The following is a 22,535-nucleotide window of genomic DNA, read 5'->3' as shown; positions in this document are numbered from 1 at the left end:
CCTCGATCCGGTGATTTATTATCCGTTGTTTATATTATCGGATGGTTCCGGTGCCGAATCGCGCAAGAAAATCGCGCTTATACTCTAAAAACCTGTTCTCTTCGATCGCGTTACGGATTTCGCCCATCATCGCGTGAAGAAAATAGAGATTGTGATACGATGAAAGCATCGCACTGAGTATTTCCTGCTCTTTGAAAAGGTGACGGAGATAGGCGCGGGAATAGGTGCGGCACACTTTGCACGTGCACTCGGCATCTATCGGAGAAAAATCGTGCGCAAAGCGTTCCTGTTTTATCGACAGCATACCGTCGTGCGTAAAGTACGAACCGTTGCGCGCATTGCGCGTCGGAAGCACGCAGTCGAACATATCGATGCCGGAGGCGACCGCTTCGAGTATGTATTCGGGCGTACCGATTCCCATAACGTATTTCGGTTTCGCTTCGGGTAAGTATTGCACCGTATACTGCAAAAAGCGTGCGAACTCTTCAGCGGGTTCTCCGACGGAAAGACCGCCGATCGCGATGCCCGCCGTATCGAGAGACGAAACGAAGAGAGCGCTTTCTTTGCGGAGATCTTCAAAAAAATTACCCTGAACGATCGGAAAAAGAAAACCGCGATAGCCGCGCTCGGTCTCCCGCTTCCACTCCGAAAGCGCCCGCTTCGCCCAATCCGTCGTAATCGCCAGAGCGCGCTCGGCTTCTTTTCTGCCTTCATTCCAGCCCGTGCACACGTCGAGCTGCATTTGAATATCGCTGTTGAATTTCGCCTGCGTTTCAACGACGTTTTCGGGCGTAAAAAAGTGCCGCGAACCGTCGATGTGACTTTGGAACGCGACGCCTTCAGCGCCGATCTTCCGAAGCTTTGCGAGCGAAAACACTTGGAAACCGCCGGAATCGGTGAGAAAATTTTTTTGCCACTTCGAAAAACCGTGCAGCCCGCCCGCTTCTTTTATCAAATCGGAGCCGGGGCGCAAAAAAAGGTGGTAGGTATTGGCGAGGATGATTTCAAAGCCGATCTCTTCGAGCGATTCTTTCGACACGGCTTTGACCGTCGCATTCGTTCCGACCGGCATAAAGACGGGAGTTCGGACAGTGCCGTGCGGCAGCGTCAACAGCCCCGTCCGCGCCGAGCCGTCGGAACTCGTATGGTGCACTTCAAAAATATTCACTTTTATGTCCTCGTAAAGCGCAAAAGGAGGGCGCTCGCTATGATAAACAGGATAACCGGAAACCACGCTCCGGAAAAGGCGGTTATATAACCGAACTTTGCAAGGAGCATCGTAATCATCTGCGTCACGTAAAACAAAACCGCAGCTCCGATCGAAAGCGCGAGACTTATGAGCATGACGTTTTTTCTCGATCGCCCGGAAAGGCCGATTGAAAGGAAGACGACGATAAACACGATAAACGGAAACGCAAACTTTTTGTAGTACAGCGAAAGCGCTTCTCCGAACGGCAGCCCCGTCCGCATCAAGTGTTCGATATATTCTTTCGCTTCGCGCACCGTAACCTCTTCGACCGAAACGACGTTGTTCCGAAACGTTTCAAAGGGTTCTGCAAGGCGGGAAGTAAAAGCGGCGTCGGGAACACTGCGCGTAACCGTCCCGCCTGCAAGCGAAAACTGCACCGCGTTTTGCAGTCTCCAGCAGTCCGTATCCCACAGCGCGGAATCGGCGTGAATGACGGCTTCAAGTTTTTTATCGTCGCCTCGAAAAATACAATACAGATCGTAAAGCCGCTTTTGCGCATCGTCGTAGACGGCGGCCTTATAGATGAGATTGCCCCCTTCGGCGAGGATGACTATCGCATCGTTGTCGAGCGTTTTTTCCTGATTCAAAACGGTGCTTTGCAGCTTTTGCTTTTGCGCATAGGTAGTGACGGCGAGCGCGTCGTCGAGAAAAAACAAACCGAAACTCAAAACGAGCGACAAAAGTAAAAGCGGAGCTGTAAAACGGAAAAGAGAGACTCCTGAGGCAAACACGGCCGTAAGCTCGTTGTTCGCATAGAGAGCGCTCAGCGTATAAGATGAAGCGAAGAGGATACCCATGGGGACGGCGTACCAAATCGTTTTCGGCGTATAGAGCGCCATGATTTTAAACACGACGGAAGCCGGCACTTGATTTTGAATATAGCGCCACAAGTTTATCAAAAGATCGACGAGATTTAAAACGATCGCCGAAAAAAATACGGCGCCTAAAAAGACGGGCAAAAACCGTTTAAATAAATATTTTACGAGCGTCATCGCTTTTTCAGCGCGATATAAAACGCCGCCCCCGCCGCGCCCGTAACGATATTCGGAATCCACATGCTCCAAAATCCGTTAAAGCCGTTTCTGCTCGACGCGTACTGGCCGAGTATCATCATCGTCCAATACAAAAAGCTGATGATGATTCCGACGATCATGCCTATCGTCTGTCCGTTTTGCCTGCCGAACAAAAACGCAAGCGGCAGCGCGAGGAGCGCGAAAAAAAGCGAGCCGAACGGCAGCGAAAATTTTTTATTGTATTCGAGCGTATAGTTGTTGAGCGTGCGTTTATCGGTATCGGCGTTTTTTTTCATATCGCGCAGCGCCCTTCCCAAATCGTAAGACGTCATTTCACGCGGGCTCGTACTTCCGCCGTCGCTGAAAAAAGCGCTTTCAAAAAGATTGAACGTCACCGTATCCGATGAAAGCCGGTCGTAATCGGAAAACGAATTCGCGCCTAAAAAGAGCGAGAGCGCATCGGTCATCGTAAGCTGCATGAGTACGCCCTCTTTGCGCACCGATTTCAGCTCCGATTCGCCTGCAGAAATGACACGCACTCTCCCGTCGCTTCCCGTATCGATGATGACGAGGTCGGAAACTTTCGTGTCGGACACATCTCCGGTAACGAGCGTCGCTGTATTGAGGTGCTTTACCGAATGAGACTCGAGGGCGACGGCGGGATTCGACGACAAAATCATACGGCGCAGACGGTTGTAGCGGATCGTGCCGAGCGGCAAAAGATAATCGTTTACGAAAAAGGACGCAATCGAAATGGCGAGCCCCATGACGAGTACCGGAGTTAAAATGTGAGCGTAACTGAAGCCCGATGCCCGGAAAATAATAATTTCGTTGTCGCTCATAAAGCGTCCCAAACACATAAGAAAGCCGACGAGAGTGGCAAAGGGGGAAGACTGCGCGACGATAAACGGAAGACTGTACGTCATAAGCTTTACGACGTCCCACACGGGAGCGCCCTGCCTTAAAATATTTTCCGCGATGAGCAAAATCTGATTGACGAAAAAGATTGTAAAGAAAAATAAAAAAGCGACGGAAAAATACAGCAAAAGCTCGCGCACGAGATAGCGGGTAAGAACGTGAGGGCGGAGAGAAGCGCCGAAAAGCTTTGTCCGAACGGATTGCGCACAATCGGTAAAACGATTTTTCAAGACGGAAAGATACCGACGAAACGCGGAAAAATACCTGCGAAGTGCGGCGCAATACGAGCCGCCCGAATCGGCGCCCCCGCGCTTCATACGTTTACTCCGGTAGAACCGAAGCCGCCCTCCCCGCGTACGGTTTTATCGAGAAAATCCGCTTTGACGAAATCCGCCTGCGTAACGGGTGCGACAACGATTTGCGCGATGCGGTCGCCGTTTTGCACGACAAAGGGTTCTTTTCCGAAATTGACGAGGATGACTTTCACTTCGCCGCGGTAGTCGCTGTCGATCGTACCGGGCGCATTTAAAACCGTAACGCCGGACTTCGCTGCCAGCCCCGAACGCGGCCTCACTTGCGCTTCAAAGCCTTCGGGAATTGCAAAGCATAAGCCCGTCGGAATGAGCGCAAAGGCGCCGCGCTCTATCGTTACGGGAGACGGGAGAAACGCGGATATATCCGCGCCCGCAGCTCCTTCCGTTTTGTATTCGGGAAGAAGAGCGCCAGAAAGCGCGGTACACGCAACGGCGACCGGTTTTGTCACGGCTCTTTCCTCGTTCGTTATTTCGCCTGTTCGTCGAGCGCGTCGATGTACGAAAGGTTCAGCCGTCCCATCTTATCGACTTCGAGCAGCTTTACGGGAATCTGCTGGCCTTCTTTAAGCACATCGGTAACTTTTTCGACGCGGGAATGCGAAAGCTTTGAAATATGGCAAAGCCCTTCTTTTCCCGGAAGGATTTCGACGAAAGCGCCGAAGTCCATAATGCGCTTGACGGTTCCGTTGTAGATCGTTCCCGGCTCCGGATCTTCGGTGATGCCTTTGACGGCTTTTTTCGCTTCTTCGGCGGCAGTACCCGTCTTTCCGTAAATCGTAACCGTTCCGTCGTCATCCGTGTTGATCGTAACATCGTAGTCGGCACAGAGCGCTTTGATATTTTTTCCGCCCGGTCCGATGAGCGCACCGATTTTATCGACGGGGATTTTCATGGAAATGATCTTCGGCGCATAGCGGCTGATCGGCTGCGGCTTATCGATCGTCTTTTCCATAATCGACAAAATATGCAAGCGGCCGGCTTTCGCCTGAGCGAGCGCTTCGCGCATGATTTCGGTCGAAACACCCGCAATCTTTATGTCCATCTGGAAACCGGTGATGCCGTCTTTCGTTCCCGCGACTTTAAAATCCATATCGCCCAAGTGATCCTCTTCGCCGAGGATATCGGAAAGGATTTTATACTTTTCGTATTTCGGTCCGTCGGTGATGAGCCCCATCGCGACCCCCGCGACCATCTTTTTCATCGGCACACCGGCGGCAAGCAGAGAAAGACAACCGCCGCAAGTAGACGCTTGTGATGACGAACCGTTCGATTCCATGATTTCCGAAACGACGCGGATCGTATACGGGAATTCGTCTCTGCCCGGCACCATAGGCGCGAGCGAGCGGCGGGCGAGGTTTCCGTGTCCGATTTCGCGGCGGCCGGTCATAAGCCTGCCGACTTCTCCGACCGAATACGGCGGGAAATTGTAGTGCAGGATAAAGTGTTCGCTTCTGTTTCCGTCGATATCGTCGTAGGCCTGTTCGTCGAGCGTCGTACCGAGCGTCGTCACCGCGAGCGACTGCGTTTCGCCGCGCGTAAAGAGTGCCGAACCGTGCGGACGCGGCAGCACGTTGATTTCGCACGTGATCGGACGGATTTCGTCGCACTTGCGTCCGTCTATGCGCACGCCTTCGTCGAGAATCGCTTTGCGCAGCAGTTTATACTGAATGTCGTCCATGAGCGCGCCGAAGAGTTTTTTCTGCACTTCGTCCGAAAGCTGTTCGGCGTATTTTTCGGCGATTTTATTTTTGACCGCTTTGACTGCGGCGCTCCGCTCCATTTTGCCGTCACGGAAACACGCTTCTTTCATGAGCGGCGTCGCTTCGGCTTCGATCGCTTCCGCATTTGCAAGCGTCACCGAAAGAGGCGCGAGCGGAAGCTTTTCTTTGCCGCACAATTTTTGCAGCTCTTCCTGCAGTCGGCACATTTCCGTGATAAAGCCCTGCGCTTTTTCGAGCGCGCCGAGCATCACGTCTTCCGACGCTTCGTTCGCGCCGCCTTCGACCATCGTAAAGCCCTCGGCTGTACCCGCGACGACGATTTCCAAATCGGCCTTTTCGATTTGCGCAAACGTCGGGTTGACGACGTATTCGCCGTTCAAATATGCGACGCGGCAGGCGGCGACAGGCCCGTGAAACGGAATGTCCGAAATCGTCACCGCAGCGCTCGCCGCGATAACCGCAATGATATCCTGCGTATGAACGCCGTCGGCGGAAACGCAGGTCGGCACGATTTGAATTTCGCGTCCGAATGCCATTTCGAACAGCGGCCGCATCGGCCGGTCGATAAGGCGCGAGACGAGGATTTCCTTATCTTTCGGCCGCCCTTCCCGCTTTACAAAGCCGCCGGGTATCTTTCCCGCAGCGTAAAATTTTTCGTTGTAATCGACGGTGACCGGAACGTAATCCATACCCTCAACCGCATCGTGCGATGCGCACACCGTCGCAATGACCGCCGCTCCGCCCCACTGAGCGAATACGCAGCCGTTTGCCTGTTTGCCTATCCTTCCCGTCTCCAAAATCAAGTCGGCGTCTCCGACTCTCGCAGTTACTCTTTGTACCATCTTGTCCTTCTCAATTCTTTGTCGTTCTTTTCCCAAATTAATAATCAATAAAATTCATGTTCACGTGCATCGGCCGGAATGCCGACCGATATCGCAAAAGCTATTTAAGGTTCAATTTCGAGTTTTTCGAAACTCGAAATTTTCCATCCTCTTTGCTCACCAACTGAAGGGCGAGTTTGGAAAGTAAATCAAATTATGCTTACGGCGAGGTTCCGGCTGCGTGCCGTTTCGAGCGTTAGGCTTACGGAAGCCTGTCTTAAAAAGCTCGACCGCGGCTAAGCGGACGGGTTCTCACCGTAAGCACAGCTTTAGTAGCTGATACTTTCCAAACTCGACATTCGACCTATAAAAAAAGCCTGCGCCGCCAGAGCAAGCGGTCATGCAGGCTTTTTTGCTTGCGTTATTTACGGATACCGAGCTCTTTGATAAGAGAGCGGTACGCTTCGAGGTTTGTCCGCTCGAAATATTTTAAGAGCTTCCGCCGAGCACCGACGATTTTCAACAGCGCGCGCTTTGCGCTTTTGTCTTTCGGAAAGGCGCGTTCGTGCTCCGTGAGCTGCTGGATGCGTTCGGTAAGCAGGGCGACCTGCACTTTTGTGTTGCCGGTGTCGTGTTCGTTTACACCGTATTTTGCGATAACGGCGGATGCCGCTTCTTTCGAGAGTGCCATTCGTATACTCCTATTCTTTTATCGTTCTTATAAATTCTACAGCCTTTATATGCCGCACGTCTTTTTGCAAATTCTCAAGGCGAAGGATATGAGATTCTGCCGTAAAGCGGGCTTCCGCTGTATATCCGTCGGCTATGACACGAACGCCGTAAGTACCGCGTTCGGGCAGCACTTGCGCAAAAGCGCTTCGTTCTGCCGTAAGCGCGCATCCGTCCTTTTTCCAAACGGAAGCCGAACAGTCGAGCACGTATTTTCTGCCGAGCATGGCTTCGGCCGAACGGATATCACCTTCGAAAATACGCAGACGGATAAGCGAAGAGCTTACACGCTCACCTTTATACAGCGTCGGTTCCGGAAACTCCGAAACGATGCCGCTTTCGAGGGAAAACGCGCGGATTTCTTTCATGCCGTATGCACCGCGGTAACCGCAGCGGAAATCCCATCCTTCCGCGATGAATTTCATGCCGCAGCCGTGCACGAGCATCGATAAAAAACTGCGTCCTTCTATTTTACCGAATTTATCGGAAAAGTCAATCAGTATCGCGAACGCCATGCCCCTCGCTTCTATGACCGAAAGCCGTTGCGCGAGCGTCGAAAGATCACCCTCGTAAAATCCCTCGGATTTGAAAGCGCCGAGCGATTGCTTAAACGCGACGACACCGGGTGTAAGGCCGTCTTTTTCCGCTTCAGCTCGGACGAGGGCGAACAGCGAATCGTGCCCGATATGAGGGCCGTCGAAGTTGCCGACCGTGAGCGCCGTACCGCGCGCGAACACATCGGGGACATCCCTTTTTCCGGCGATGACGCTTTCGATCTCTTCCCACGTAAAACGTATCATGACGGCATACTCTATCACATTTCGAAAAAAATGTCGCGCCGAAAAAATACGTGCCGCAGAGTGCGGACAATGTACAAAACGCGCTATTCCGGTTATCATAGAGCCATGCCGCGAAATTACGTTACGGAGGCGATCGTTTTTTCGGTAAAGCCGCTCGGAGAACTTAACAGCTCGGTTTGTTTTTTGACAAAAGAGCGCGGCACGGTCTACGCGACGCTCTACGGAGGGGCAAAGAGCAAACTGCGCTCCCTCGTTTCCGTGTGGAACGCGGGTACGGCGTATTTTTACTGCAAAGAAGCGGACAATTTCGAACGCAACGTAAAGATATCGGATTTCGATGTAAAGCGCTATCACCTTTCGTTCCGCGAAAACCTCTACAAGTCCTACGCGGCCTCTCTCGCGGCGGAACTCGTCATCAAAACGAAGTGTGCCGGCAGTTTCGAATCGTGCTGGCGCCTCGCTTCGGGATTTTTCGACGGACTTGAAATTGCGCAGGGAAGCCAGTGCGAGCGGGGGCTCGTCCGCTTTTTATGGCGCTATATGGAACTGCTCGGCATTCAAAGCGACGCTTCATCGTGCGCGTCGTGCGCTCGCAGTTTTGACACTGGAAATTTGACGGGCGATGCGGTAGTATACAATGCGGCTGAAAACGGTTTTTTCTGCCCCTCGTGTGCCGCACGGGAAGAGAGCGCCAACCGTTTTATGCTTTCTTTAGGCGCCGTACGCTATCTCGACGCGGTTTCGCGTTTAAGTCCGCATGAAGCGCGCGCATTCGAAGTGTCGGACGAAGCGCTCGGCGAACTCAAACGGCTCGTCTTTTTTCTTTCGGAACAGGCGGCCGGCACAAAATTACAATCGCTTGCAACAGGGATGGGTATATTATGAAAGCGACGGATATCATTGCAAAAAAGCGCGGCACCTTTGTCCGCGGCGAAGACGGAACGCAAAAGATCGCACAAAGTACCGCTCTCACACGCGAAGAGATCGCGTTTATGGTTTCGGGCTATGTAGAAGGGACGATTCCCGATTATCAAATCGCTTCGTGGCTTATGGCGATCTATTTTAACGGCATGACATTCGAAGAAACGGGTATGCTCACCGACGTCATGCTCCGCTCGGGCGATGTCATCGACTTGAGAGCCGCCCGTCTTTCCGGCCCCTTTGTCGATAAACATTCAACCGGCGGCGTCGGAGACAAGATTTCGCTCCCGCTTGCGCCGATCGCGGCGTGTTGCGGCGTACAGGTTCCGATGATGAGCGGGCGCGCGCTCGGCTATACGGGCGGCACTCTCGACAAACTCGAATCGATCGAAGGCTATCGAACCGATCTCACCCCTGAAACCTTTGCAAAACTTATCGCTAAGACCGGCTTTGCGATGACGGGGCAAACGAAAAAGATCGTCCCCGCCGACAGGCTTTTGTACGCGCTCCGAGATGTGACGGGAACCGTAGAATCGGTGTCTCTCATCACGTCGAGTATATTATCGAAAAAGGTTGCGGAAGGAAGCGATGCGCTCGTTTTCGACGTAAAGTGCGGTTCGGGCGCATTTATGAAATCGATGTACGATGCGGAATCCCTCGCTCTCTCGCTCGTAAAAACGGCGTCCGCCATGGGCAAAAAAGCGTCCGCTTTCATCACCGGCATGGACACGCCGCTCGGAAAAAAAGTCGGAAACTTTCTCGAAATCGAAGAGACGATCGAGTGTCTCGAAGGACGCGGACCCGAAGACGTTATGGAAGAAACGTACGCACTTTGCAGTGAAATGCTTTTGCTCGGAGGCAAAGCGAAAACGGAAGCGGACGCCCTCGCTCAATGCAAACATGCAGTCGAATCGGGGGCGGCGCGCGAAAAGTTTTTACAAAACGTCGAAGACCAGGGCGGAAATCCTGCAAAGCTCCTTTCGGAAATCGGAAAGAGGCGTTCGCCCCATCACGCATCGCTCGAAGCTCAAGCAAGCGGCTTTCTCACGCTCGACTCTCTTTCAGTCGGTCTTGCGGGGATCGATTTGGGTGTCGGGCGAAATAAAACGAGCGATGCCGTATGCCCCGACGCGGGCTTTATCGTGCATGCGAAAACGGGAGACTTCGTGCACAAGGGGGATCGCATCCTCGACATATACGGAAAAGACGAAGCGTGTCTTACGAGCGCGAAGCGAAAAATCGAAGATGCCCTCGCCTACTCCGACACAGCTCTCGATAAAAAACCGCTTATCCTGAAAACGATACGGCAGTAAAAAATTGACCACATTGATAAAGGATTGTGATTTTGAAAGAATGGCGTAAAAAAGAGGTATCGAGGGAAGCGGTAAAAGCGCTGTGTGACTTGTACGACGTCGACGTGCTCACCGCTTCGATTATGGTGCGGCGCGGCATTACGCAGGCGAACGACGTGCTCTACTTCAAAGAAAGCGATCTGCGCTTTTTGCACAACCCTTTTTTGTTTTCAAATATGGAAGATGCGGTCGACCGCATTACGAGTGCAAAAGAAGAGGGCGAAAAGATATTGATTTTCGGCGACCGCGATGTCGACGGCGTAAGCGCGACGGCCATCCTCTACACGTATTTGCAAAGGAGCGGCTATGACGTTTCGTGGCGGCTTCCCGTCGGAGACGATGCCTACGGTCTTTCGATGCAGGCGGTCGACGACTTTGCAAAAGACTACGGTTCGCTCATCATAACGGTCGACTGCGGCATTTCAAACGCGGCCGAAATCGAGCACGCGAGAGAGCTCGGTATCGACGTCATCGTCACCGATCACCATAATCCTCCCGAAACGCTTCCCGATGCCTCTGCGATTCTCGACCCGAAAGTAAAAGATTCGGGCTATCCCTTTGCCGATATTTCGGGTGCGGCGGTTTCGTACAAGCTCGTCGAAGCGCTCCGCTTCAGCGAATCGGAATTGTACAAAGCGGAAATCGCGTTTTTGAATGTGAGGCCAGCCGAAACGGAAGGCGTATACATCGACTGCGTAAAAGTGCAAAACCTCGTCCGCACGGCATCCCTTTCGGAGCACATAAGGGGCGGAGGCATATCGATAGCACAGACGAAACTTCCCGAATTTTTGAAAGGCGCGCAGATTTTTACATGGAACGAAGACGCCGTAAAAAAACAGCTTGCCGCCGTATTCGGACGCGGCGTCGAATTCAATACGGCAGATCTCCGTCCGGAAGTTTCAAAACTCATCCCCTCTCTTTCGCGCATGAGCATCCTCGAAGCGAAAGACGCTTCCCGCATCGCAAAATACAGCTCGCATCCGATAAGCGAAATCGACGGCTTTTACAATATATTCGTAAGTTTTGCCGAAAAGAAAATGGAAACGAAGCAAAAGCTTGCCGACCGGCAAAACGATCTCGAACTCGTCGCCATCGCCGCGATCGCCGATATCATGCCGCTAAAAGACGAAAACAGGATCCTCGTGAGGGCGGGATTGGACGCGATAAACGAAGGGAAGGTGCGGCCGGGACTCGCCGAATTATTTTCGCGTCTTTCCGTCGCGGGAAAAAAGATAAGTTCTTCCGATCTGTCGTGGACGGTTATCCCTGCTCTCAACGCCGCAGGCCGCATGGGACAGTCGAACGCCGCCCTCGAAATGCTCATTTCGCCCGATGCCGCCGTGAGGGAAAAAAGAGCCGAAGAGATCATCGAACTCAATGAAAAAAGAAAAGCCTTTGTCGGAGACGCAGCGAGTGTTACGGCGATTCAAGCGGAAGAAAGCTTTGAGCGCTGCGGAAAAAAACTCTGCACCGTCGTCGACGAGCGGATAAATAAAGGCGTTACGGGCATACTCGCTTCGCGCCTCATGACAAAATACAAAACGCCTGCGATTGTAATCACCTTTATCGACGGAAACGTCGCGGTCGGTTCGATGCGAAGCTGCCGCGGCCTCAATGCGACGGACTTCCTCGCCTCACTCGGCGATATCTTTATAAGCTACGGCGGACACAACTGCGCGGCGGGCTTTTCGTTCCCGCGGGAAAAACTTCCGCTTTTTACCGAAAAACTGAAAAACGCGGTTTCGCACATAGCTCTCGACTCCGAATCGGATACCCTCGACGTGGATGCGGAACTTCCTGCAAATTACCTTTCGCCCGCAATTCTCTCGGTTGTCGACGCTTTCGAACCCTTCGGCGAAGGCAACCGCGAAATCGTTTTTTTATCGAAAGCACTTCCCGTATTCGACGCCTCCCTCATCGGCAAAAGCGAACGACGTCATTTGAAAATCACGTTCGACTGCGGAAAATATAAATTCCCCGCGCTCTTTTGGGGCGAAGGAGAGCGGCTCGGACGCGACTTCAACAAAGGCGATGCGCTCGACGTTTTGTATTCGATGAACAGAAATACTTTCAACGGAGCGGTAACGCCGCAAATGATAATCACCGATTTCGTTCGGTCGGGAGAACACGGACATGCATAAGTTTAAAGGTATCTCGGAAAAATCGCCTTTGGCAATTTTTTCGAAATTTTTCCGTATCGCGATTTTTGCGCTTCTCTGCGCGTCCTATACATCAGCGGATACGGCTTCGTTTGAAGGAAGCGCGTGCACGCTCGACGTGCAGTACAATTCCAAAGCCGAGCCGGGAGACGCGATCGTCGTTCGGATGACGCTTCGGGGAAAAGAGCGAAAGCGCGCCGTCAAAGACACGATCGCCCAAGCGGAACTCCGCACCGAAACGAAAAAAATCGATTCGGCACAATTTTTTTATATCAATCAAAAAGCGAAAAAGCAAAACGTACAGGAGCTTTTAGCATACGTACCGATCTCAATGTGGGTTTCAGACGGAGCGTATACAATCAAAGTCATCTACAGCGCATTCGGTGCGGAAGCCGAAGAGTTTACGCTTCCGATCACCGTTATTAAAAAAGACTTTATCAGCGAAACGATAGCACTCGATGCGCGGAACACGGGAATCAGAACGAATACGAGCCCCGAGCGCGTCGCACAGATCGAAAAGCTGAACGCGCTTTTGGGGACGGTCATCCTTTCCGACGTCTACACGGTAAAGCCCTTTGTGCCTCCCGTCGCACAGGACACGAGGAGGACATCGCTTTTCGGCGACAGGCGCATCTACCGCTATACGGACGGAAAATCGGCGACGTCCGCGCACTACGGCATCGATTACGGAGTCCCCGAAGGCACAAGCGTCGCCGCCTGCGCTGACGGAAAAGTCGTCATGGCGGAAAACCGCATTACGACCGGCTTCAGCGTCGTCATCGCCCACGCACCGGGTCTATACAGCCTCTACTATCACTTGAGCGCTTTAAACGTCAAAGAAGGACAGAACGTCAAACAGGGAGATGTGCTCGGGCTTTCGGGCAAAACGGGGCTTGCGACCGGTCCTCACCTGCACTGGGAAGTGCGGCTCAATATGTGCGCCGTCTCTCCGGACTTTTTTACCGGCGATTACGCGTACACAAAACAGCAATAGGACAGTCAATACGTCGCTTCGATTTTCAGCGTTCCGTCCGTGCCGACGATGACGCTGTAATAAACACCCGAACGGCACTGCGCGAGATCCGCCGAATAGTCCTTCGAAAAGCCTGAAGCAAACGTGGAAAACGGAGAGAAAGCGAAGCGGACGAGCGCGTACAGATCGCGCCGCCTTTCAAAAGGCGAAGAGGCTCCCAAAAGCATGCACTGTCCGTTTTCGTTGTAATAGCGGAAAAGTTCCGTGCCGCGCCTGCGGAACAAGGCGGAAGAAGGGGATACGGTTTCCCTGCCGTAGAGTTCACACGGAAAATAAAAACGCTTGCCCGAAAATTGAGCGCTTTTAAAATCGACTGCGAGCGCGGACCCCCGCCACGAACGCTCGATCCGCGCGCATTCGTTGCCGCTCGTGTCGAGAATCGAAACGGAAGCGCTCACGGTTTCACCGTCGGCGCCGGTACTCGTCCCATACAGTAAAATCCGCATGATTTCATAGCGCTCGATAGCGGGAAGCCTTTCGGCGGCTCCGAAACAGTTTGCAAAGCCGACGGCGAACACGATAAATAAAATGAGGAGCGACGCAAAGACCGCATTGAAAATAAAATAGCCTGCCGTTCTCTCCCGCGCCATATTTCGCCCTAACCCTCTGCCATTTTAATAAATTCTTTTTCGTCGATAACGGGGATGCCGAATTTCGCGGCCTTTGCGTTTTTCGACGAACCGCTTTCTTTATCGTTTGTTACAAGGTAGGATAAATCCTTTGTCACCGACGATTTGCAAATGCCGCCCCGCTCTTTGACAAGGCTCTCCGCATCGGCTCTCTTCATCGTCGAAAGCTCTCCGGTAAAGCAAAAGGATTTTCCCGCAAAGACTCCGGCTTTTTGCTCTATGATCGCTATCGTCCCGGAAGAAACGAGGGAACGCATTTCAAGCGCGTTTTCGGAAAGCCCTTCGACCGCAATCTTCGCCGTCTTTTCGGCAAAACCGTATACGCCGGCTATGTCCGCTTCGGATGCCTGCAAAAGTTTTTCGAGCGTGTCGAAACCCGAGGCGACGAGTTTTTCCGCCATCGTTTCCCCTATCCCTTCGATGTCGAATCCCGCGACAAAAGCCGAAAGGCTTATGCGTCTCCTGTTTCCGATCGACGAGACGACCTTCGCCGCTCCGAGCGATTCTTTTTCCGCAGTGATGCTTTCTTCGTTCAAAAAAAACGGCGTGAGCACATCGACGGTAAGGGAATAGATATCGGTGATCGAAGAGAGCTTTCCCGCATTAAAAAGAGAAGTGACGAGCGTTTCTCCCAAATCGCGGATATCGACGATTTGCACCCATTTCAAAAGCTGGTGCAGCACACGCTTCGGACACGACTTGTTCGGACAAAAAAGGCGAGAGCCTTCATCGACGAGAGCAGTGCCGCAAGTTTCGCAGGTTTTCGGAAAGACGACGGGAAAAGTCGCATTTTCGTTCGGAACGACGCTTTCGATTTTCGGAATAATCTCTCCCCGCTTTACGACGACGACGGATGAACCGACTGCAACGCCGAGGGCGCGCATCGTATCGGGGTTTGCAAGGCTTGCGCGCTGCACGGTCGTACCGGCAAGTTCTACGGGATCGAAAATCGCGACGGGAGTATAGGTTCCGCCGTTTTTGCTCCATTCGACGCTGCGGACGACGGACACCGCTTCTTCGAGACTGAATTTGAACGCGATCTGCCGTTCGGGGCGCGCTCTCGCCGCATCGTCCCTGCGGATCGTCCGCTCTTTGACGACAAGACCGTCTATGTCGTAGTCGAGCGATTTTCTCTTTTCCATGACGCCCGCACGATATGCGACCACTTCATCGGCTGTTTTGCAGATTGCAAGGGGCACGACGGTAAAACCGCACGATGAAAGCCACTCGATTTTTTCCTCTTCGTCCCGAAACGGAGCCTCTCCTTTTGCCGCCCACGCGTCGTATGCGATCATCTCCAAGTCTTCGCTTCCCGTGCCGTCTTTCCGCTTCATGATGCCGTTCGCAGCGTTTCGGCAATTCGCTTTATCGCCGTATTTCGCGCGGTGAACGCCGTGCGTCATAATCACTTCGCCGCGCACGGCTCCGGTAAAGTCTTCCGCACACGGAAGCGTCATGATGACGCCTTTCATCTTTTTTGCGTTTGCCGTGATGTCATCTCCGATCGTACCGTCGCCCCGCGTTACGGCGCGTACGAGATTTCCTTTTTTGTATTGCAATTCGAGAGAAGCGCCGTCGAGTTTGTATTCGACAAGGTATTCGCCGTAGTCGTGCTTTTGCGCCCAGCTTAAAAACTGTTCGGGATTTGCGACTTTTTCCTGGCTTCCCATCGGCATGATGTGTCGGACTTTTTCGAAATTGCCCGAATCCTGCCCGATCTTTTTTAAGAGCGGATCGGAAGGATTGAGAGACTTAAGCTCATCCCACAGCGCGTCGAACGCTTCATCGCTTATTTCGCCTTCGCCGTTATAATAAGATTTTTGATAGCGCCGTATCGATTTTTGAAGTTCGGCAATGCGCTTTTTTTGCTCCGTTTCCGATGCGCGGTTTTGCGCTTCCGCCGTATCGGAAGCAAACAGTTCGTCCATACACCCTCATCGTCGTTTAATAAAATATAACTCGCGGATCTCTCTCGCCTCGCGTCTTCCGCGCATTTCGAATTTCGTTTCGGGCCGCCACGCTTTTTTTTCGGCAAAGCCCTCATACGCGTTGACAAATCCTTCCGTTGCGGCAAGCTCGGAAAGCGCAAAGTCCGCGTATTCGCTCCAATCGGTTACCATGTAAAAATAGCCGCCTTCTTCGAGCTTCGATGCGAAGAGATCGGTTCTCGGCCGCTGCACGAGACGCCGTTTGTGATGACGTTCTTTCGGCCACGGATCGGGAAAAAATACGTGAAAGGCGGAAACCGAAGCGTCGGCGATCATATTCGAAAGCACGGCGGAGGCATCGCCTTCGATGATGCGGAGATTTTCCAAACTGCGCGATCGGATTTCGCCGAGCAGCTTTCCGATGCCGGGCTTATGTACTTCGATGCCGATATAATTTTTATCGGGATTGTTAAAAGCGATTTCCGCCGTCGCGCTTCCCATGCCGAAACCGATTTCGATCGTGACGGGATTGTCGTTTCCGAAAAGAAACGCATAATCGATAAGCGATTCCCCGTAGGGCACGCACCACTTCGGAGCAAGTTCCGCATAATTGCGCTTTTGCGCCGAGGTCATGCGCGACGCCCTGACGACATAGGTTTTTACGTCACGGAAAGGCCGCTTTTCTTCAAATACGCCCGCCTCGTTCAAAACGCTTACTCCCCGCTCGCCGACGAGATTTCAGGGCGATCGATAAAGGGCATAAAACACAGCACCGATTTATCCGCATTTAAAAAACAAAGCCGCATGCGGGAAGCGTTTTCCATTTCTTGCCACAAGGCATCGTTTCCGCTCCACTCGCTCTTACGCGCATCGAAATAGATGAGGACGTCTTGGGCATCGTAGACGGCAACCCGTTCGCCCGCCGCATTACCGAGCAGATCCTTTACAGCCCCTGCTCGCGTGTGCAAAAGAGAAGCGGGATAAAAAACGGAAAAAGAGCTTTTCACCTCATCGCCGAGCGCATCCGTATAAAAAAGCGAGTACGCTCCTTGCGGGATCGCCGTATCGCCGGGAGCAACGAAATTCGTATAGCCCGCCCACATCTTCGCATCCGATTCGAAAATATCGACGCCGACCGCTTTCCACTCCCAGCCCGCCTCGTTCGATACGATACGGATGCTTTCGACTCTCCTCACGTCGCTTGTCGCTTCTGTAAAAACCGCAAGGCGCATACGCGGATAGGAAGCGTCGTCGGTATATTCAAAGACCGAAGCCGCTCGCACCGAACGCACGTCCGGCGGCGAAAGCGCACAGGAAAAAAAAAGCGGAGAAGCGATAAACGCAAAAAGGAGTGCGTACGATTTCATAGCTAAAAATTGAATATCAAATTGATAACGGTCAAATCGCTTGCCGTAAATTGGCTCACGAGCGATTCGAATTTTACGCCGACTTTTTTGCACGCGTCGTCGAGATAGGACAGATAGTAGAGTCCCAAGTCGATGCCCTCCTGTCCTTCGGGAAGTTCGCGGTAAAAATCGATGAGGGTCTTTTTGCTCGTATCCACGGTTTTTTTCGCTTCAATCGTCTCTTTGATTTCCTGAAACGCGTCGTCTTTATTGTACAGCGTAATCTGCAGCCTGCCCTGCCTGCCGATCGACGAAGCCCCGCCGCCGAGTTTCCACGATAAAAATACGAGTTCGCGCTTACGTTGCAGTTCTTTAATAATTTTTTCCCGGATGACGGTATCGAGGATGAGCGAGTCGATATTGTCGACGCCCTGATACATATTGCGCGCTTCTTTGCGGATATTTAAGCTTTCGCTGTTGAGCGCGAGTTCCATAATCATCACGGAAATATATTCGGCGACCCGCGATTTTTCCATATACGCGATGAGCTTGTTGCGCACCGTAAGGAGGATTTCGGGAAAGCCCTCGTTTTTGCAAAATAACGTGATGATATACCAATTCATGAGGCCTAAGCGATTTAAAAATTTCTCACTCATCAAAAGGTTGATGTTTTTTTCTTCAGCAGAGTATCCTTTGTTATCGACAATGCTCTGCCAAATCGGATCGAGAATCTGTTTCCGCGTCTGCGCGATAATCGCATCCTTATTCAAAAGCATCAATTTCAGCTGGCGGTCGCTTATGGACGTCTCTTCATCGATGAGGTGCGCGGGATTTGCGCGGTTGTATTTTCGCACGCACGCGCATTTAATCAGCGCCGAATACACTTCCCGATCGAATTGTTTGTAGAGCAGCGAATAGACGATGATCTTCGAAAGATCCATCACTTCCTGCCGCACCGAAACGAATTCGGTCGTCGATATTTCAATCTTTGAAATGTAATCGAGCAAAATCATGCGTTGGACAGACTGAGGTGAAAATTTATTAAAGAAGATGCCGTATTCGTCGGCATTGTCGGCAAGCCTGAAACGGAGAAGCTTTTTTTTGCGGCTTATAAAATACGAAGCACCGTCCTCCGTCAATATGATTTTCAGCGGCAAACCGAACATAAATTTCTTTTCAGTCGTACTCATACTCTTTTTCCAATCGCTAACATTTGTGTAATATATATTTAAATTATTATATACAATAGGACTTGCATTGTAAACACGTTATACAATACACTGACGGCATGAAAACGAAGCGCTTGGCACTGTGTTTTTTTATCGGTATTTTCGCTGCCGCTGTTTTCGGAGCCGAAGGCATGCCGATCGGACGCGAACTCTGCCGCGAAACGGCTTCGTTTCTTTCGTCTTTCGGTTTCAAAGCGCAAAGCGCACCGCTCGTATCGGGCGGTCAAAACGATTTTCCGTACAACGTCTATGCCCGCATTCCCGCATCGGAAAAAAGCACCGCTCCAAATGAGCGCACTTCTCTCATTCTCGCATTTACGATGGAAGACGCGTACGTCCGCCGTAATTTTTTTACATCATTTTTACGCCGCTTAAAAGAACTGAAAAACGACTGCGATATTATTCTGCTTTTTTCCTACGGCGACGAACCAATCGATCGAAGCATGGCACAGATACGGGGCACCGACGTCTTCGCAAAAAACATCGAAACTCCGGACGATTATACGGCCGTGTGTTTTAATTTCAATACGGGAGAAAAAGCGGCAATCGAACCGGGCGGCGGCGGAACGATTTCCCCGGATTGGCTCGTGCTGCGTCTCATCCGTGCGTGCGATGAAAACAATGAAACGTATGCACTTCGCGGAGGAGGCTTCAATTCGCTCTTCCGCCTCTCCCTCATCGAAAGCGATGAGCGCTCGTCTTTTTTTCTTACACGCGAAATTCCGTGCGCGGCGTTTTCAATTCCTTCAGACGGAGAGAGCGCCGCTGCGGTTTTAACGTCGTTTGTATTTTCGTACACGGCGGCAGGAACGGAAAGCTGGGACACACACTATCTATTGATTCCGACCGGCACATCGATCGCCTATTTCGGAGAACGCTTTATAGTGCTGTGTTTTATGGGTATCGCATTCGTAAGTCTTTTTATTCTTTGCGAATTTTCGTTTATCGCTGATAAAAAAAACAGAAAAAACATACGACGCGACGTAGTACACTTGTGGTACATAATCCCGCTCACCGCCCTTATCGCTTCTCTTTCGTTTCAAGCAAGTCAAATATTTACACATTTTTTGTCGAATGTATTCGGCATCGGTACACTCGTGCAGTTCATCCTAAAAGTCGCCGCAGCCTTTATCATCGTGACCATTCTCTACCTTTTTCAAATACGCCGGCAAGGCATACTCAAAAAACAAGCCTACGCGTATGTCCTCACGCTCGCTTCCGTCGTCAATATTTTTATCTTTGCCGCCGTTGACATATCGCTTTTTTTCCTCTTTACGATGGAATACGTTGTTACGTATTTGTCGCGGCCGTTCAAGCGTACCGGTTCCCTTATCGCGCTTTTTTTTCTGATGGGGATACCCTTTTTGCCCTACGTCGTGCAGATAATTAATTTCGGCCGCGCAAACGCATTCCGCACCGTCGCATACAGTCCGTTTCCGATAAATGTACTCCTCGCCTTTCTCTTTCTTCCGTTTTTAATACAGTGGTTCCGCATCATAGCGCGCATGAACGAAAGGTGGCAAAACACATCACTCACCGTTGTCGGTATGCGCATACGCAATGCCGTCCTATCCCTCACGGCTATCGCAATAATCACGACTTTGATTTTTACGGCGATCACCTATATTTCCGACCGCTTCGATACCGGAGACGAAAGACGATTCACGTTTAGAAGCGATATACGAGAGGCGGATGAAAACCGCATTTCGTGCAGCGTAAGCGACAGAACTTTTTTCGGCGACACATCGCGCCGCCTCGTCGTGCGGCTTGGAAAAAATGCCGTCCTGTGCTCCGTCACGCTTGAAGGCGAATCGAAAAATCCCGTACTCTACTCCGACTCCGAATATGTTTCCGACACGGGCACGAACACCGATACCTTTGCGATCCCGCCGTACCCGCCCGAAACGCTCGTCTTTGTATATACCGCCGACACTTCGGCTTCGACGACGGTAAAAGTGAGTGCGCTCTACGAAGCAGGCGAAAAAAACACATACGTCAAAAGCACGTACACTTTCGACATTCCTTCTCAAAAAAGCGGCGGCTTTTCATGACAAAGCGCTTTCTCCACGTCGATATCGACGCCTTTTTTGCTTCCGTCGAACAGCTCGATAACCCCGCTCTCCGCGGAAAACCCGTGATCGTCGGAGGACTGCCCGGCGAACGGCGGGCTGTCGTTTCGACCGCATCCTACGAAGCGCGCGTATACGGCGTCCATTCGGCTATGCCCGTCGCCGAAGCGTACCGGCTCTGCCCTTCGGGCATCTACCTGCACGGAAGACATGAGCGCTATCACGAAGTCTCCGCGCGAATCATGGATATATTCCGCGAATATTCTCCCGACGTCGATCAGATTTCCATCGACGAAGCTTTTATCGATTTGACGGGCACCGAGCTCCTTTTCGGAGATCCCGAACAAACCGCGCGCCGTTTAAAAAAAGAAGTGCGCGATACGACGGGACTCACCGTATCGGTAGGTCTTGCAAGCACGAAATACATCGCAAAGCTCGCGTCCGAAATGTCGAAGCCCGACGGATTTTTTGAAGTTAAACCGGGAGACGAAGAGCGTTTTATGCTTTCGCTGCCGCTAAAAAAAATATGGGGCATCGGACACAAAACGCTTTCGCGCATCAATCAAGCGGGCATCTTTACCGCGCGCGATCTTCGCGAAAAAAGCGAAGAACTGCTTTGCGTACTGTTCGGAAAAGCCGCAGGCAATTTTTTATACAACGTCGTGCGCGGAAGAGAACCCGACACTTTTATGAGAGACGCCGCTTCCCATTCGCTGAGTTCCGAAAAAACTTTCGCATACGACCTCACCGACACATACGCGATAAAAACCGCAATCATGGAACTCTCGCACACCGTCATGTTCCGTATGCGGCGCGAAGCTTATACGAGCAAAACCGTTTTTGTAAAAATACGCTACGAAGATTTTACAACCGTTTCCGCCCGCGAAACTTCAACGTCAAAGATAACGTCGATCGACGACCTCTATACGCGAGCATGCGCTCTGTTTGAAAAAAAATACGAAGCGGGGCGCGGTATACGCCTCATCGGAATCGGCGCCGATCACATAAGCGGCGCATCGGAGCCGCACCAGGAAGAGCTCTTCGATTTCGGAGAAAAGAAAAAAGAAGCCGTCGAAAACGCGATCCTCGATTTGGCAAAAAAACACCCCGACGTTAAAGTGCATAAAGCGCGCCTCCTCGCAGGAGAAAAAACGGCACGCGCGGAAACGCTGAAAGGACAAAAATAATTATAAGGGCGAATGTCACGAAACGATTGAACATTATGAAAAAGAAAAAGATACTAATTTTTGTAGATGAGATACATGCTGATAGAAGGAACACTATATCCTTCCGGTTTTTAATGATTTATCTCGTTATTATTATACCTTTTTAGCTTCCCCCTGTGCGAACATCAACTTAACATTCGCTTAACCTGCATCAAAGCTTGTCTTTATTGTCAAGTTGAAGCGGGGGTTAGACAAATTCTCTTAAAATATCTTCTGCATTTACAAATGTATGTTTTTCTTTTTCAAAGGTATCTATCACTATAAAAGATTGCACGATACTTTCCTTTGCGAAGCGTTTTGATAAATAATTCGTCCGTCGTCAGTTTTTATTTCTTTCGGAAAATTCTTATAATTTAGTTCAAACAGTTCTATTCCTTTGAATTTATTATTTTTATCAACTAAAATTTGCTTTATCTGAACAACATACGCATTATATTCTTCATAATTTTCGGAATCAAAATCCTTATCATTGTCGCTGTCAAAAAAATTTTCTACCTTTACGGAAAGGATCAAATCATCGCTATAAAAAAACATAAAATCATTTTTTTTACTATTTGATATTTCTGAAAATAATACTTCCATATTATCTTTCTCTCTTTCTGCAAAATACATAAGGTAACCCTCTTCATTTGAAAAATTCTTATAGATGTACGCTATAAAAAATTATTAATCAGATTTAGTTTTCAAAAAACTCCAACCAATGCCCGTCGGGGTCTTCGAAGGTCAGCAGTTTGCCGTAAGGTTCTTCTCTGATATCTCCGATCAATTTGACGCCGAGAGAAACCAAATGCCGGCGCATTTCTTCAATGTCATTTACCTCGAACATAATTCTCGTTTTTACAGATTGTACCAATCCTTTTTCCGCAGGCCGTTGCAGCAGGGCGAACGACGTTTCTCCTAAATCGAATTCCGCCCAAGCACCGTCCTCTTCAATAAACTTGAGTTCAAAACCGATATTTTGATAAAAGCGGATCGATTTTTTCAAATCGCTTACATAAATCCAACAGGCATATATTTTTTGTATATTTTCGTTCTTCACCATTTTACCTGTCTACTTTTATTATACAAGTTTCTTACA

The 22,535-nt window shown here is 50.9% G+C and carries 20 protein-coding genes; 6 read left to right on the top strand and 14 right to left on the bottom strand.

The annotated features are described in order from the left end of the window. Nucleotides 1-34: 34 nt before the first annotated feature. From tgt to HMPREF0860_RS11480, 7 genes are all read right to left on the bottom strand, one after another. Entirely contained in the window at nucleotides 35-1,168 is a 1,134-nt protein-coding gene (gene tgt / locus HMPREF0860_RS11510) for a tRNA guanosine(34) transglycosylase Tgt (RefSeq protein WP_021331470.1), read from the bottom strand. 2 nt (nucleotides 1,169-1,170) lie between these two features. Beyond that, nucleotides 1,171-2,241, bottom strand: a complete 1,071-nt coding sequence (locus HMPREF0860_RS11505; RefSeq protein WP_021495786.1) for an LptF/LptG family permease — start codon at nucleotides 2,239-2,241, stop codon at nucleotides 1,171-1,173. Next, on the bottom strand, nucleotides 2,238-3,497 hold the full coding sequence (locus HMPREF0860_RS11500; protein ID WP_021331434.1) for an LptF/LptG family permease: 1,260 nt from the start codon (nucleotides 3,495-3,497) through the stop codon (nucleotides 2,238-2,240). The genes HMPREF0860_RS11505 and HMPREF0860_RS11500 overlap by 4 nt, the downstream gene beginning before the upstream one ends. Beyond that, nucleotides 3,494-3,943, bottom strand: coding sequence for a dUTP diphosphatase (gene dut, locus HMPREF0860_RS11495; protein ID WP_021331476.1), 450 nt, complete (start codon nucleotides 3,941-3,943; stop codon nucleotides 3,494-3,496). Before dut ends, HMPREF0860_RS11500 begins: the two co-directional genes overlap by 4 nt. A 17-nt stretch (nucleotides 3,944-3,960) precedes the next feature. Continuing rightward, entirely contained in the window at nucleotides 3,961-6,057 is a 2,097-nt protein-coding gene (gene pnp, locus HMPREF0860_RS11490) for a polyribonucleotide nucleotidyltransferase (protein WP_021331452.1), read from the bottom strand. A gap of 400 nt (nucleotides 6,058-6,457) precedes the next feature. Then, a complete protein-coding gene (gene rpsO, locus HMPREF0860_RS11485) occupies nucleotides 6,458-6,727 on the bottom strand; it encodes a 30S ribosomal protein S15 (RefSeq protein WP_016520482.1) in 270 nt (89 codons plus the stop codon). Between the two features lie 10 nt (nucleotides 6,728-6,737). Further along, a complete protein-coding gene (locus HMPREF0860_RS11480) occupies nucleotides 6,738-7,565 on the bottom strand; it encodes an FAD synthetase family protein (protein WP_021331420.1) in 828 nt (275 codons plus the stop codon). Nucleotides 7,566-7,670: 105 nt separating this feature from the next. Here HMPREF0860_RS11480 and recO point away from each other — a divergent pair, with 105 nt between their 5' ends. The 4 genes from recO to HMPREF0860_RS11460 are packed head-to-tail and all read left to right on the top strand — an operon-like array spanning nucleotide 7,671 to nucleotide 12,991. Beyond that, the gene (recO, locus tag HMPREF0860_RS11475) at nucleotides 7,671-8,450 is read left to right on the top strand and encodes a DNA repair protein RecO (RefSeq protein ID WP_038081839.1); all 780 of its coding nucleotides are present in this window, start codon (nucleotides 7,671-7,673) and stop codon (nucleotides 8,448-8,450) included. Next, nucleotides 8,447-9,799: a thymidine phosphorylase gene (locus tag HMPREF0860_RS11470; RefSeq protein WP_021331503.1), complete on the top strand. Its 1,353-nt coding sequence runs from the start codon at nucleotides 8,447-8,449 to the stop codon at nucleotides 9,797-9,799. The genes recO and HMPREF0860_RS11470 overlap by 4 nt, the downstream gene beginning before the upstream one ends. Nucleotides 9,800-9,831: 32 nt before the next feature. Next, nucleotides 9,832-11,979, top strand: a complete 2,148-nt coding sequence (gene recJ / locus HMPREF0860_RS11465) for a single-stranded-DNA-specific exonuclease RecJ (RefSeq protein ID WP_021495791.1) — start codon at nucleotides 9,832-9,834, stop codon at nucleotides 11,977-11,979. Next, nucleotides 11,972-12,991: a M23 family metallopeptidase gene (locus tag HMPREF0860_RS11460; RefSeq protein WP_021331481.1), complete on the top strand. Its 1,020-nt coding sequence runs from the start codon at nucleotides 11,972-11,974 to the stop codon at nucleotides 12,989-12,991. Before recJ ends, HMPREF0860_RS11460 begins: the two co-directional genes overlap by 8 nt. 5 nt (nucleotides 12,992-12,996) lie before the next feature. On the opposite strand, the gene HMPREF0860_RS11455 is transcribed toward HMPREF0860_RS11460, so the two are convergent. The 5 genes from HMPREF0860_RS11455 to HMPREF0860_RS11435 form a co-directional block, all read right to left on the bottom strand. Further along, the gene (locus HMPREF0860_RS11455; protein ID WP_021331501.1) at nucleotides 12,997-13,620 is read right to left on the bottom strand and encodes a hypothetical protein; all 624 of its coding nucleotides are present in this window, start codon (nucleotides 13,618-13,620) and stop codon (nucleotides 12,997-12,999) included. Nucleotides 13,621-13,628: 8 nt separating this feature from the next. Continuing rightward, on the bottom strand, nucleotides 13,629-15,587 hold the full coding sequence (gene ligA, locus HMPREF0860_RS11450; RefSeq protein WP_021331429.1) for an NAD-dependent DNA ligase LigA: 1,959 nt from the start codon (nucleotides 15,585-15,587) through the stop codon (nucleotides 13,629-13,631). Nucleotides 15,588-15,593: 6 nt separating this feature from the next. Further along, nucleotides 15,594-16,220 (bottom strand): tRNA (guanosine(46)-N7)-methyltransferase TrmB, encoded by a 627-nt coding sequence (gene trmB, locus HMPREF0860_RS11445; RefSeq protein ID WP_231364452.1) that lies wholly within the window; start codon nucleotides 16,218-16,220, stop codon nucleotides 15,594-15,596. 80 nt (nucleotides 16,221-16,300) lie between these two features. Continuing rightward, a complete protein-coding gene (locus HMPREF0860_RS11440; protein WP_021331443.1) occupies nucleotides 16,301-16,954 on the bottom strand; it encodes a hypothetical protein in 654 nt (217 codons plus the stop codon). A gap of 2 nt (nucleotides 16,955-16,956) precedes the next feature. Continuing rightward, nucleotides 16,957-18,123 carry a DUF8084 family protein gene (locus HMPREF0860_RS11435; RefSeq protein WP_021331495.1) on the bottom strand — a complete coding sequence of 389 codons (1,167 nt, stop codon included), beginning with the start codon at nucleotides 18,121-18,123 and terminating at the stop codon, nucleotides 16,957-16,959. Nucleotides 18,124-18,221: 98 nt separating this feature from the next. Between HMPREF0860_RS11435 and HMPREF0860_RS11430 the strand changes: the two genes are divergently transcribed. Further along, a complete protein-coding gene (locus HMPREF0860_RS11430) occupies nucleotides 18,222-20,213 on the top strand; it encodes a hypothetical protein (RefSeq protein WP_021331439.1) in 1,992 nt (663 codons plus the stop codon). After that, entirely contained in the window at nucleotides 20,210-21,418 is a 1,209-nt protein-coding gene (dinB, locus tag HMPREF0860_RS11425) for a DNA polymerase IV (RefSeq protein ID WP_021331445.1), read from the top strand. The genes HMPREF0860_RS11430 and dinB overlap by 4 nt, the downstream gene beginning before the upstream one ends. Before the next feature lie 297 nt (nucleotides 21,419-21,715). On the opposite strand, the gene HMPREF0860_RS11420 is transcribed toward dinB, so the two are convergent. Next, the gene (locus HMPREF0860_RS11420; protein WP_021495790.1) at nucleotides 21,716-22,069 is read right to left on the bottom strand and encodes a hypothetical protein; all 354 of its coding nucleotides are present in this window, start codon (nucleotides 22,067-22,069) and stop codon (nucleotides 21,716-21,718) included. Between the two features lie 64 nt (nucleotides 22,070-22,133). Then, on the bottom strand, nucleotides 22,134-22,499 hold the full coding sequence (locus HMPREF0860_RS11415) for a VOC family protein (RefSeq protein WP_038081836.1): 366 nt from the start codon (nucleotides 22,497-22,499) through the stop codon (nucleotides 22,134-22,136). Nucleotides 22,500-22,535 lie beyond the last annotated feature (36 nt).

It is taken from the genome of Treponema socranskii subsp. socranskii VPI DR56BR1116 = ATCC 35536 (assembly GCF_000468115.1).
In the GTDB taxonomy this organism is placed as follows: Bacteria; Spirochaetota; Spirochaetia; order Treponematales; family Treponemataceae; genus Treponema_D; species Treponema_D socranskii.
This window is presented reverse-complemented; position numbering and strand designations above follow the sequence as displayed.